The 12,140-nt window shown below is 69.2% G+C and carries 11 protein-coding genes; 10 read left to right on the top strand and 1 reads right to left on the bottom strand.

From position 1 onward, the window contains the following. Positions 1 to 286: 286 nt before the first annotated feature. From BLW43_RS24635 to BLW43_RS21635, 9 genes are all read left to right on the top strand, one after another. Complete coding sequence (locus BLW43_RS24635) at positions 287 to 748, top strand: SDR family oxidoreductase (RefSeq protein ID WP_281243599.1); 462 nt, start codon at positions 287 to 289, stop codon at positions 746 to 748. Between the two features lie 278 nt (positions 749 to 1,026). Then, the gene (gene nikR / locus BLW43_RS21600; RefSeq protein ID WP_093256743.1) at positions 1,027 to 1,500 is read left to right on the top strand and encodes a nickel-responsive transcriptional regulator NikR; all 474 of its coding nucleotides are present in this window, start codon (positions 1,027 to 1,029) and stop codon (positions 1,498 to 1,500) included. Positions 1,501 to 1,591: 91 nt separating this feature from the next. Next, positions 1,592 to 2,200, top strand: coding sequence for a hypothetical protein (locus tag BLW43_RS21605; RefSeq protein WP_093256745.1), 609 nt, complete (start codon positions 1,592 to 1,594; stop codon positions 2,198 to 2,200). Next, on the top strand, positions 2,197 to 2,865 hold the full coding sequence (locus BLW43_RS21610; protein WP_093256748.1) for an ABC transporter ATP-binding protein: 669 nt from the start codon (positions 2,197 to 2,199) through the stop codon (positions 2,863 to 2,865). The genes BLW43_RS21605 and BLW43_RS21610 overlap by 4 nt, the downstream gene beginning before the upstream one ends. Next, positions 2,862 to 4,022 carry an ABC transporter permease gene (locus BLW43_RS21615; protein WP_093256750.1) on the top strand — a complete coding sequence of 387 codons (1,161 nt, stop codon included), beginning with the start codon at positions 2,862 to 2,864 and terminating at the stop codon, positions 4,020 to 4,022. Before BLW43_RS21610 ends, BLW43_RS21615 begins: the two co-directional genes overlap by 4 nt. Before the next feature lie 23 nt (positions 4,023 to 4,045). Beyond that, positions 4,046 to 4,810, top strand: a complete 765-nt coding sequence (locus BLW43_RS21620) for a DUF4198 domain-containing protein (protein ID WP_093256753.1) — start codon at positions 4,046 to 4,048, stop codon at positions 4,808 to 4,810. Next, positions 4,807 to 5,133, top strand: coding sequence for a hypothetical protein (locus BLW43_RS21625; protein WP_093256755.1), 327 nt, complete (start codon positions 4,807 to 4,809; stop codon positions 5,131 to 5,133). Before BLW43_RS21620 ends, BLW43_RS21625 begins: the two co-directional genes overlap by 4 nt. Positions 5,134 to 5,241: 108 nt before the next feature. After that, a complete protein-coding gene (locus BLW43_RS21630; RefSeq protein WP_175479053.1) occupies positions 5,242 to 6,000 on the top strand; it encodes a DUF4198 domain-containing protein in 759 nt (252 codons plus the stop codon). A gap of 57 nt (positions 6,001 to 6,057) precedes the next feature. Next, positions 6,058 to 6,942: a metal ABC transporter substrate-binding protein gene (locus BLW43_RS21635; RefSeq protein WP_093256761.1), complete on the top strand. Its 885-nt coding sequence runs from the start codon at positions 6,058 to 6,060 to the stop codon at positions 6,940 to 6,942. A gap of 370 nt (positions 6,943 to 7,312) precedes the next feature. Here the strand turns inward: BLW43_RS21635 and BLW43_RS21640 are convergent, their stop codons facing one another. Further along, entirely contained in the window at positions 7,313 to 8,182 is an 870-nt protein-coding gene (locus tag BLW43_RS21640; protein ID WP_093256763.1) for an ATP-binding protein, read from the bottom strand. A gap of 302 nt (positions 8,183 to 8,484) precedes the next feature. Here BLW43_RS21640 and BLW43_RS21645 point away from each other — a divergent pair, with 302 nt between their 5' ends. After that, positions 8,485 to 11,955: a Calx-beta domain-containing protein gene (locus BLW43_RS21645; RefSeq protein WP_245731166.1), complete on the top strand. Its 3,471-nt coding sequence runs from the start codon at positions 8,485 to 8,487 to the stop codon at positions 11,953 to 11,955. Positions 11,956 to 12,140: the final 185 nt, after the last annotated feature.

Below are 12,140 nucleotides of genomic sequence, written 5' to 3' on the forward strand. Positions count from 1 at the left end.
CTCCGGCGGACAACCCGCCGGAAATCGATCAGGCCAAGGCGACACCTCGTAAATCTGGGTGTCGCCTTACGCCCTCAGTGACGTGTCCGGTGACATTACGACGAGGACTTCCTCAAGTTCGGGTCATACAGCCTGCCTGAAGGCTTTTCTGTGGACGCCCTCGAACACCTTTTGCCGATCTACGACGACGAGTTTGTCTTCGCGGTCGTAGGACCCGATCGAACGCTCTCAAACCGCTACAGGCGTAGCGGCGAGTTCGACGTACACCACTCTGCGCATTCCCCTCTTGAGGCGCCGAGAGTGGTGTGCGCCTCCACCTTCACAGCAGTCATCTACATACAGCGAAGCGCCGGACAAACGCGGATCGCTCTCACCAAGGCGCCGTGACCAAACATATCGAGCGTATTCGTCAATCGTAATAAGACGAGGCGGATCTCTATGTGACGCAGTCGACGCCGACGTCAGTTTTCACGAAATCAAGCCGAAAAAAAGGAGCATCTGCACCGCCAGCGCCCGTCACCGCACGGCGGCCCTCACCGAAGGGATACGGCCGCTCGCCACCCGCGCGGCGTCCGGCATCCCCCACTTCGACGAGTTGCTGGAGAAGGCGCGCAGCAAGGCGCCTGCACGGGCGCTCGTGGACATCGACGACGTCGGCGCCGCCACCGCCTTCCTGGCGCTGGACGCCGCCAAGCTCATCACAGGGCAGACCCTCTACGTCGATGGCGGCCACCACGTCGTCGACTGACCGTTCTCATCGCGGCATGCAATCATTATTGGGGCCGCAGAGGGGCGGATTGTCAACCTGCCCCGCTATCGTTCTCCCGGTTCCGGCCAGTCGCGGTGAGACCGGCGGAGCTCAGTAGCCGGCCATTCGCGAAGGGGGCGGGTGCGGGACATCTTGGTCGAACGCCCCACCGGGCAGGCCGCGGGTTAACGCAAGCGGGCGGTCGCTTGGCGCGCGCCAATGCAGACTTGCCGCGCAGCCTGGTCGCGACGATGGTCGCGCGACAGCGGAGGGAACCCATGCGTCGGATCACGATCAGCATCGAGCAGGCGCTGCTTGACGACCTCGACGCCTTCATGGCGCGTTCGGGGGCCGGGAACCGTTCCGAGGCGATCCGCGAAATCCTGCGGCGCGGGTTCGGCGCAGAGGCCAGCCCGGACGCCGAATGCGTCGGCGTGCTGAGCTATACGCTCGATCCCGCCATGCGCGATCTCGGGCGGCGCATTCCCCAGAGCCGGCAGGAGCGCCACGATGCGACCGTCGCGGCGCTGTCCGCCCCGCTCGACCACGACGCCTCGGTGGAGGTTACGGTGATGCGCGGACCGGTCGAGGAGGTGAACGCCTACGCCGAGAGCCTGTTTCTGGAGCGCGGCGTTCGCCACGGGCGCGTCGCGCTGATCCCTGTGCGCAGCGAGGAGGCGGTGCACGAACATGGCGGCGCGCGCCGCCCTCACCGTCACATCCATGTGCTCGACCGCTTCGAGGAGGCGTGACGGAGAACCGCCGCGTCGCGATCAACCGACATGACACCGTCATGGAGCGTGCGTTAGGCTGCGCCGCGTCTCATCAGGCGCAGGACGGACCATGCCCTCAAGCCCGACGCTCCTCGCCAGCCTCAGCCCCCGCGCGCGCGCTGCGGCGCAGGCGGCTGCGGCGATAGCTGCGGCCTTCGCCATCTCGGTCGGGCTTCTTGTCGCCGCAATGGAGATGAAGGAGCGCCGTCTCGGCGACGCCGACAGCGCCACCTGGCCGCCGACGTCGCTCGCGGATGCGGCCGCGCAGCCGCGCGCGCTGCTCGGGCTCGCCCTCGAGCAGGTCTACGAGGCCTTTGGCGAGACCGCGGAGACGGCGATCTACGACAGGCTGGCGCGCGTCGCGGCCGGCGAGGCGCTTGAGACGCTCTATCTCCAGAAGCGCGACGCGCTCGTGAACGCGGCCTTCGACGGCGGAACGCAGCGCGTGGACCATGTCGACGTCACCGAAGCGGAGGCCGCCGTCGAGGGCGGGCTCGTGTCCGTCGCCGGGCGCTGGCGCGTGGTCGGTGCGGTGGGCCACGAGGATCATCGCCACATCCGCGGGGCGGTCTACACGGCCCGCGTCGACTTCGCGCTCGGGCCGGAGGGCTGGCGCATGGTCGCGTTCGATCTGCGCGACATCGACCGGCAGGCCGTCGGCGAGCCGCTCGACCCGTGATCGTCGCCCGAGACCTCGCCTACGCCTATCCGCGCGGCGGCTTCGGCCTCCGCGTGCCCGCGCTCGATCTGGCGGCGGGCGAGAAGCTGGCGGTGGTCGGTCCCTCCGGCTCGGGGAAGTCCACGCTGCTCGACCTGATCGCGGGCATCCGCAGGCCTGACGGAGGGGCCCTGCTCGTGGACGGCGTGGACGTGCCCGCGCTGTCGGAAGCGGGGCGACGCGCCTTCCGCGCGGCGCGCATCGGCTTCGTGTTCCAGACCTTCGAATTGATCGACTACCTCTCCGCGCGCGACAACATCCTCTATCCATACATGATCTCACCGGCGCTGAGGCTCGACGCGGCCGTGCGGGCGCGGGCCGGGGCGCTCGCGCAGGCCGCCGGCGTGGCCGACAAGCTCGACCGCCGGCCGGGCGATCTCAGCCAGGGCGAGCGCCAGCGCGTCGCGATCTGCCGGGCGCTGGTCGCCAAGCCCCGGCTGATCCTCGCCGACGAGGCGACGGGCAATCTTGATCCCGCCAACAAGGGCGTGGTGCTCGATCTGCTGTTTGCGCAGGCGGCGGACGCGGGCGCGGCGGTGCTCGCTGTCACCCATGACCATGATCTGCTGCCGCGCTTCGACCGTGTGGTGGACTTCGCCGGCTTCGCCGATAGGTCGGCGGCGTGAGCGCCCTTCGCCTCGCGCTGGCCTATCTGCGCTTTCACTGGGTGCGGAGCCTCGTGCTCATCCTTGTCGCCGCCCTCATCATCGCGACGCCGCTCGGAGTGGAGCGCCTGATCGCGGCGAGCGAGGCGCGGATGACGGCGCGGGCGGAGGCCACGCCGCTCCTGATCGGGGCGCGCGGCAGCCGCCTCGATCTCGCAATGGCCGCGCTTTACTTTTCCGAAGACAGTCCCGAACGGCTGACGATGCAGGCGGCCGAGGCGGTGTGGGAGAGTGGCCTCGCGGAGGCGATGCCGCTGCATCTCGGCTTCCGCGCTCAGAGCGCGCCCATCGTCGGCGCGACCCTCGACTACTTCGCCTTCCGCGGGCTGACGGTCGCCGCGGGCCGCCCGCTCGCGCTGCTCGGCGAGGCGGTGCTCGGCGCGGGCGTCGCGGCGCGGCTGGGGCTCGGGCCGGGCGACGCGATCGTGTCGAGCCCGGAGAACCTGTTCGATCTCGCCGGCGTCTATCCGCTCAGGATGCCCGTAGTCGGCGTGCTCGCCGAGACCGGCGGGCCGGACGACATGGCCGTGTTCGTCGACCTCAAGACGGCGTGGGTCATCGAAGGCATCGGCCACGGTCATGAGGATGTCTTGCCCGCGGGCGCCGAGGCGGGGGACATCATCGCCGACGCTGCGCTCGTGGCGTTCCGCGAGGTCACGCCCGACAACATCGACAGCTTCCACTTCCATGGCGCCCCAGCCGACTATCCCATCGACGCGATCATCGCCGCGCCGTTCGATGACCGCGCCGCCACGATTCTGCGCGGCCGCTACCTCGACCGGGAGAACCCGCTTCAGATCGTCGAACCCGCCGAGGTGGTGGGCGGTCTCTTCGAGCGGGTGTTCCGCTTCAAGTCGGTGCTCGACGCCGTGGTCGCGGTGGTCGCGGGCGCAGCGGCGCTCGCCGTGGGCCTTGCGGTGTTTCTCTCGCTGCAGTTGCGGCGGCGCGAAATGCAGACCGCGTTTCGGCTCGGGGGGCGGCGGTCCACCGTGGCCCGGCTGGTCGCAACGGAGACCGTCATACTTCTTTGCCTTGCGTTCATACTCGCCCTTGCCATCCTGTTGATGACCGAAGGGTCGATGGCGCCTATCGCGGCCGGTCTCGTGGCCGCGGCCTGAGGCGCCCGAACAGGGAGAGCGAGATGAAGGCTTGGAAGATCGCGGCGGCGGCTGCGCTGACGGCGGGCGCGGCGCAGGCGCATTACGGGATGATCATCCCGTCCGACCCGATGCTGGCGCAGGAGGATGGCCGCTCCGTCGCGCTGCAGGTCTCGTTCTCGCACCCGTTCGAACTGCTGGGCATGCCGCTCGCGCGGCCCGCGGTCTTCGGGGTCGTCGCCAACGGCGAGCCGCAGGACCTGCTGGACGCGCTGCAACCGGCGACGATCATGGAACATGAGGGCTTCACGCTCGACTATGCGATCGCCGCGCCGGGAACCTACGTCTTCCACATGGAGCCGCAGCCCTACTGGGAGCCGGCCGAGGACGCCTTCATCATCCACTACACCAAGGCCTACGTGTCGGCCTTCGGCGAGGACGAGGGCTGGGACGCTGAGCTCGGGCTCAAGACCGAGATCGTGCCGATGGCGAAACCCTTCGCGCAGTGGGCCGGAAACGTGTTCCAGGGCGTGGTGAAGCTCGACGGCGAGCCGGTTCCCCACGCCGAAGTCGAGGTAGAGTTCTACAACGAAGACGGCGCCGCCGTCGCGCCCGACGAGCTGATGATCACCCAGACCGTCAAGGCCGACGCCAACGGCGTGTTCACCTACGCCGCCCCCCATGCCGGATGGTGGGGTTTCGCCGCGCTGAACACGGCCGACTACACCATCGCCCATGAGGGCGAGGACAAGGCGGTGGAGCTCGGCGCGGTGATCTGGGTGCGCTTCGAGGACTGGGCGCGCCGGTGATCCGCGCCGCCCTGATCGCCCTCGCGCTCCTGACGGGCCCCGCTCTCGCCCATCGCCTCAACGTCTTCGCCTGGATCGATGGCGGCGAGGTGGTGGTCGAGGCGAAGTTCGCGAGCGGAGCGCGGCCCAGGGTCGGCATGGTCCGGGTCTATGACGGCGCGGACGCGCTGATCCGCACGATGGGCGTCGACGAGAACGGCTCGGCCCGTTTCCCACTCGAAGGGGCTGGGCAGGGCCTGCGCATCGAAGTGGACGCCGGCGACGGTCACGAGGACTACTGGATCCTCACCCCCGACGACATCGCGCGCCAGACCGGCGGCTGAGGCCGGACGGCGCGCCCCATGACGCCACTGCGGCGCGTGAGCGCCGTAGCGACGAAATCCGGTCGTCGCATGCGGACGGCTCATCACCATACAACGAGGATCGCACAAATGAAGATCATGACCACGGCCCTTGCGCTCGGCATATTCGCCAGCGCCGCCTCCGCCCATGAATTCGTCCTCGCGCCGCAGTCATCGACCGCGGCCGTCGGGTCCGCGGCGCCCTTCGCCGCGCATTCGACCCATGTGTTCTTCAAGCCCGAGGAGGCGGAAGGCCTTGACAGCGTCTCCGCCGCGGTCGTCGCCAGCGGCGAGACGCTGCCGGTCACGCTCGAGAACGCCGGAACATGGCTCGCAGGCGCCGCGCCGATCCCCGCGGAAGGCCCGGTCTGGCTCACCGGCCACCGCCACGGCCAGATCTGGTCGCAGACGCCCGATGGCTGGAAGATCGGCGGCCGCGACGCCAATCCCGACGCGCGCGCCGCAGCGAAGTACGAGAAGTTCTCCAAAGCGCTGCTGAACGCCGGCGGCGCCGGCTACGACGCCGAGCTCGGCCATCTTCTGGAGATCGTGCCGCTCGCAGATCCGGCCGACCTCGCGCCGGGCGACACGCTGCCGGTGAAGGTGCTCTACGACGGTGCGGCGATCCCCGCCACGGTGCACGCCACCTTCGGCGGCTTCGCCGAGACGCCGGGCACCTACGCCTTCGTCACCGAGACGCTTATTGACGGCGAGAACGCCGGCAACGCCATGGTCAAGACCTGGGCGCCGGGGCTGTGGGTGATACGGGCCGAGCACGACGCGGCGGGCGGCGATGGCTTCGACCGCCACAACCTGCGCGCCACATTAGTCTTCGAAGTCGAAGGCTGAGGTAAAATCGGTCGGTCCTGCGCCCGCCGGGACCGACCGCCACGGAAAGGACCGAACATGCGCGCCGCGCTCGCCGCCCTGTTCATGCTCTGCGCCCTCGTCGCCTCGGCGGCCGAGCCGCTCAAGGTCTACGCCGTCAACGCGCCGCTCGCCGATTTCGCGGCGCGGCTCGGCGGGGCGCGGGTGGAGGCGGTCTTTCCCGTGCCGGCTGGGCGCGATCCCGCCTTCTGGCGCCCGCCCCTTGCGCTGATCGCCGAATTCCAGGCCGCCGACCTGATCCTGCTCAACGGCGCCGGCTTCGCTTCGTGGACGCAAAAGGTCTCGCTGCCGCGTTCGCGCGTCGTCGACACGTCGCGGGGCTTTGCGGATCGCTACATCGAGACTGAAGGCGTCACCCACAGCCATGGGCCCGAAGGCGCGCACAGCCACGCCGCCGTCGCCTCCTATACCTGGCTAGACTTCCGGCAGGCCGCCGAGCAGGCCCGTGCCGTCGCCGACGCTCTGACCCGCCGCGCACCAGACGCCGAGGCGGAGATCGCGGAGCGCCTCGACGCGCTCACGGCGGACCTTTCGGCGCTCGACACGCGCGCAAGGGCGATCGGAGAAGCGCTGAGAGATGTGCGCGTGATCGCCTCGCACCCGCGTTACCAGTATCTCGCCCGCGCCTACGGGGTCGAGATCGCAAGTCTTGACTGGGAGGCCGGCGAAACGCCGACCGAGGCGCAGTGGAGGGCGTTCGACCATCTGCGCGAGGGCGCTGCCCGCGTATTGATGGTCTGGGAGGCCGAGCCCGCGCCCGAAGCGTCCGCTGCGCTCACCGGTCGTGGCGTCGCCGGCGCCGTCTTCGACCCCGGAGCCGCGTCTGACGCTCAAAGCCGCAGCTTCATCGACCGGATGAGCGCAAATCTCGATGCACTGGAGGCCGCTCTCTCCAGCATGTGAGAGCGGCGTTCGACCAAGCGCCGAAGCGTGACCCCATTCGGCCAAAGAGCTTCAACCTCTTGGGACGCAGCTCGGCGTTGAGCCCCCTCGCCGATCTAGCAGACCGCCCTCTGGGGGACACGCGGCGGCGACCTAGAACTCCCTCCCGAAAGCCGCCGGTCCCGGTGAGACCTGCGGAGCGCGGTAGCCGGCCGCTCGCGCAGGTGGCGGCCGGGGGCAACTTCGGTCGGCCGCCTGACCGGGGAGGCAGAGGGTTAACGGAAGCAGCCGGTCGCGCGGCGGAGTCCGGGGCGCAGAAACCCGCCAGTCGCGCGGCATTTGGCGAGCGGCAGGACTGGGCCCGAGTTGACGGATGCCGCGTCGCCCGCTTTTAACCTTGCCGGAAGCGGAGCGCGAACACATTAAGGCCGTTGCGGCGTTCGAACCGGACAGCGCCGCCTTGACGCGCCATTGCTGCCTCGACGATGGACAGGCCGAGGCCACCGCCGACAGTGCGGCGGTCCGCCTTCCAGAACCGATCGAACATTCGAGCCACGACAGCGGGAGGGATGGGCGGTCCATCGTCCGACACCTCGATGAGACCGGGACCCGCCGCGACCAGAATCCCGGCGCCTTGCGGCGCATGTCTGGCGGCGTTCTCGATGAGGTTTCGCAATGCAATATCCGTCAGGCCGGGGTCTCCCTCGCCAGTTGCGTCGGGCGCAACCTCGAACGCGGCTGAGCGGCCAGCTCTCATTGCTGCAGGGCCGTGGTCGATCAGCGCCTGGCGCGCGAGCGCACCCAAGTCCATAGGAGCCTGTAGCGGCGGCGACTGGCGCTCGGCCTCGGCGAGGGCGAGGAGCTGACCGAGCATGCGTCCCATGCGGTCGCACTGCGCCGTGAGCACCGCACGGTCCGCGCGGCCGCTCTCGACCTCGGCCCGCAGGGCGGCGACGGGTGTGCGCAACTCATGGGCGGCGTTCGCGGTAAAGGCACGCTGCAGGGCGAAACCCGCCTCGAGACGGTCCAGCGCGTCGTTGAAGCGCGAGACGAGGCAGCGCAGTTCGACCGGCGCCGCCTCGGCGTCGGGACGAGCGTCCAGCGAGCCGGACGCGATGGCGTCGGCCTGCCGGGCCAACGCCTTCAGCGGCCTCAGCGAACGCCGCACCACGAGCGGGATGGCGAACGGACTTCCACGCAGGGTTCTACCGTTCCGAGCCTTTCCGAAGGAAAAAGCCGATGCCGAGATGGGGCGCGGCAAACTCAGCGTAGCCCATCGCTTCGTCCAGGAGGTGAGGCGATGCGGAGCAGGCTAGCCTGCTTACGCAGCTACGCGTTGGAGGCCGACCAGTTCATTGTGCAGCAGCACGCGAGCGCAAACCTGCTGGTACAATCGATGTAACCCCGTGGAGTCACGCGTTGAATCCTCATCCACGAAAGCTCTGAAAGACTGCCGCGCCGCATCGGGCGACCATCATAACACTTCTGCGGCTGCCGCGAGAGTTGCGAATCTGCTGGTTGTCGTTAACCATACTTGCATGGATTAAGGTGGGGGTTTTGGCTGTGGTATTCATCGAGAGCGTTGCCTCGAATTTCGAGGGCGACAGCACGAGCGACGTGAACGACCTGATCTGGACGATCTCTCTGAGCGCGGCGTCGACCGAGGAGGTGACGGTCTTCTACCGTCTTCTGGCGGGCACCGGCTCGGTCGGGTCGAACTCGTCGGGCGATCCGGACGCCTACGGGGCGCTTGAGCGCAGCGTGACGTTCGCGCCGGGCGAGACGTCGAAGACCGTGTCCTACGCGATCAGCGGCGACAGCGTCGACGAGGTCGACGAGGCGGTGGTGCTGGAGGTGTTCTCGGCGAGCAACGCCGCGCTGGCGGGCGGCGCGCCGGCGCTGCGCTCGACGGGGTGGATCCTCGACGACGACGGCACCGGCAACAACCTGGCGCTCTACGTGTCGCGGCCGCTGCTGGTGGAGGGCGACGCCGGGCAGACGCAGGCGTCGTTCGAGGTGTCGCTGTCGCGGCCGGCGCCGGAGGCTTTCACGGCCGAGTACACCACGATCCCCGGCTCGGCGACGCCGGGGGAGGACTACGAGACGACGACGGGCGCGCTCGACTTCGCGGTCGGCCAGACGACGGCCTCGGTGACGGTGCCGGTGTTCGGCGACATGAAGGTGGAGCCGAAGGAGCTTTTCACGCTTGGCTTCACGGCGCCGTCGCTGGTGGCGGCGACCTCGATCGGCTCGGCGGAGATCCTCGACGACGACGCCGGCGGCGCCGCGCCGACGGTGAACGTGAGCCCGGCCTCGAATTTCGAGGGCGACAGCACGAGCGACGTGAACGACCTGATCTGGACGATCTCTCTGAGCGCGGCGTCGACCGAGGAGGTGACGGTCTTCTACCGTCTTCTGGCGGGCACCGGCTCGGTCGGGTCGAACTCGTCGGGCGATCCGGACGCCTACGGAGCGCTTGAGCGCAGCGTGACGTTCGCGCCGGGCGAGACGTCGAAGACCGTGTCCTACGCGATCAGCGGCGACAGCGTCGACGAGGTCGACGAGGCGGTGGTGCTGGAGGTGTTCTCGGCGAGCAACGCCGCGCTGGCGGGGCTTCAGCCCCGCCTTCGCTCAACAGGCTGGATTCTTGACGACGATGGTGACGGGAACAATCTCGCCATCTACGTCGGCGAGCCGTTCGTTCTTGAGAATGTCCCCGGTGGATCGGTCGCAGCGATCGAGATTTCTCTGTCCCGTCCTGCGCCGGTCAATCTGAGCTTTAACTTCACGACGGTGTCCGGCTCGGCCGTATCTGGCGTCGATTTCGAGCCTCTGTCCGGAACCGTCGTCTTCACGAAAGGGCAGACAACGACGGCCGTAAACGTCCCGATCATCGGGGACGCAGTCTCAGAACTCGATGAGACGTTCACGCTCGACCTCTCTCCGACATCTGCGTTGGCCAGCGGCGAAGCGGGCACGGATGGCGTCACCACCATCGTCGACAATGATCCGCCGCTCCTTCTCTCCGCGGGCCCTGACCGTGTCGGGGACGAGGGCGGGACGATCACGCAGACGATCGTTGTGACGGACGCCGAGGACGACGGCGCTCCGGGCCGGCTCGTGGAGATCGACGAGGACGGCGACGGCGTCGCGGACCGGAGCTTCACGACGGCTGCGCTCAGCTTCGACATCGACGTGACGCTCGGCGACGGCGACGCCGTGCAGACGGTGACCGTGACGGTGACCGACGGGGACGAGAGCGCGGCGGACGGCTTCGACGTCATGGTGGGCGACGTCGCGCCGACGGCGACGGTGTCGCTGCCTTCGGCGGTGGACGAAGGCTCGGCGGTCACGGCGACGGTCTCGGGCTTCGCCGACCCCGGCGGGGACGCGGCGACGCTGCTGGAGCTGGTCGACGGCTCGGACGCGGTGCTGGCGAGCCTCGCGAACCCCGACCTGTCGGGCCCGGTCCAGCTTTCGGCGGTGCTGCCGGACGGCGACGCGACGGTCGATCTCTTCGTCCGGGCGACGAACGCTGACGGAGTGTTCACCCTCGGCGGCGGCGCCGTGACGGTGACCGACGTGGCGCCGACGGCGGACGCCGAGGGCCCGGCCGCGGTCGAGGTCGGCGCGACCTACACGCTGACGCTGGGACCGGTCATCGACCCCGGCGACGATGCGGTGACGGAGATCCTGGTCGACTTCGGCGACGGCGCCGGCCCGCGGAGCTTCGCGCCCGGCGCTCCGCTCACCACCGTCTACGCCGCGCCCGGCGTCTTCGATGTCTCGGTCAGCGTCGTCAACGAGGACGGGACCTTCGCCGTGGACGCCGAAACCGTGACGGTGAGCGCCGCGCCGGTGCTTGTCGTCTCCGCGGGCCCTGACCGTGTCGGGGACGAGGGCGGGACGATCACGCAGACGATCGTTGTGACGGACGCCGAGGACGACGGCGCTCCGGGCCGGCTCGTGGAGATCGACGAGGACGGCGACGGCGTCGCGGACCGGAGCTTCACGACGGCTGCGCTCAGCTTCGACATCGACGTGACGCTCGGCGACGGCGACGCCGTGCAGACGGTGACCGTGACGGTGACCGACGGGGACGAGAGCGCGGCGGACGGCTTCGACGTCATGGTGGGCGACGTCGCGCCGACGGCGACGGTGTCGCTGCCTTCGGCGGTGGACGAAGGCTCGGCGGTCACGGCGACGGTCTCGGGCTTCGCCGACCCCGGCGGGGACGCGGCGACGCTGCTGGAGCTGGTCGACGGCTCGGACGCGGTGCTGGCGAGCCTCGCGAACCCCGACCTGTCGGGCCCGGTCCAGCTTTCGGCGGTGCTGCCGGACGGCGACGCGACGGTCGATCTCTTCGTCCGGGCGACGAACGCTGACGGAGTGTTCACCCTCGGCGGCGGCGCCGTGACGGTGACCGACGTGGCGCCGACGGCGGACGCCGAGGGCCCGGCCGCGGTCGAGGTCGGCGCGACCTACACGCTGACGCTGGGACCGGTCATCGACCCCGGCGACGATGCGGTGACGGAGATCCTGGTCGACTTCGGCGACGGCGCCGGCCCGCGGAGCTTCGCGCCCGGCGCTCCGCTCACCACCGTCTACGCCGCGCCCGGCGTCTTCGACGTCTCGGTCAGCGTCGTCAACGAGGACGGGACCTTCGCCGTGGACGCCGAAACCGTGACGGTAACGGGCGGGCGGCAGCCGCAGGTCGTCGGAACTCCTGGACGCGACGTTCTGGCCGGAGGGGACTCTGCGGAGGGCGAGGAGTTCCTTCCGAACGGCGGCTACGACTTCGTCACCACCGGCCTGGGCGCCGACACTATCCGCTTCAATGATGTCGCCGGACAACGGGATGTGCTCACCATCGCCGATTTCGATCCGAACGCCGACAGGCTGGAGCTCGATGGTCGCTCCGTGACAAAGGCGCTCGAGTCTCCGTCGCGGACGGTTCTTCTTCTCGATGGACCGGACGGTGACGCAATTGTCCTTCTTGGCGTCGGAGCCAACCCCTTCGACGCCATCGTGTAGTCCGCGGCACGCGCAGTTCAAGAGATGTTCTTCATTTGGCTTTAGGCCGCTGTCAGAGGGAAATCACCAATGAAGCCTTGTCGTCTTGCCGGACTCTGTTGAGCAAATCACGGCTGGGCCGGATTTCCCCTTTCCCCGGACGGACTCATCCTATGGCTTCGGTGACGGGTATGCCGAGGGCGGTG

The sequence above is a fragment of the Rubrimonas cliftonensis genome, from assembly GCF_900107585.1.
GTDB lineage: Bacteria > Pseudomonadota > Alphaproteobacteria > Rhodobacterales > Rhodobacteraceae > Rubrimonas > Rubrimonas cliftonensis.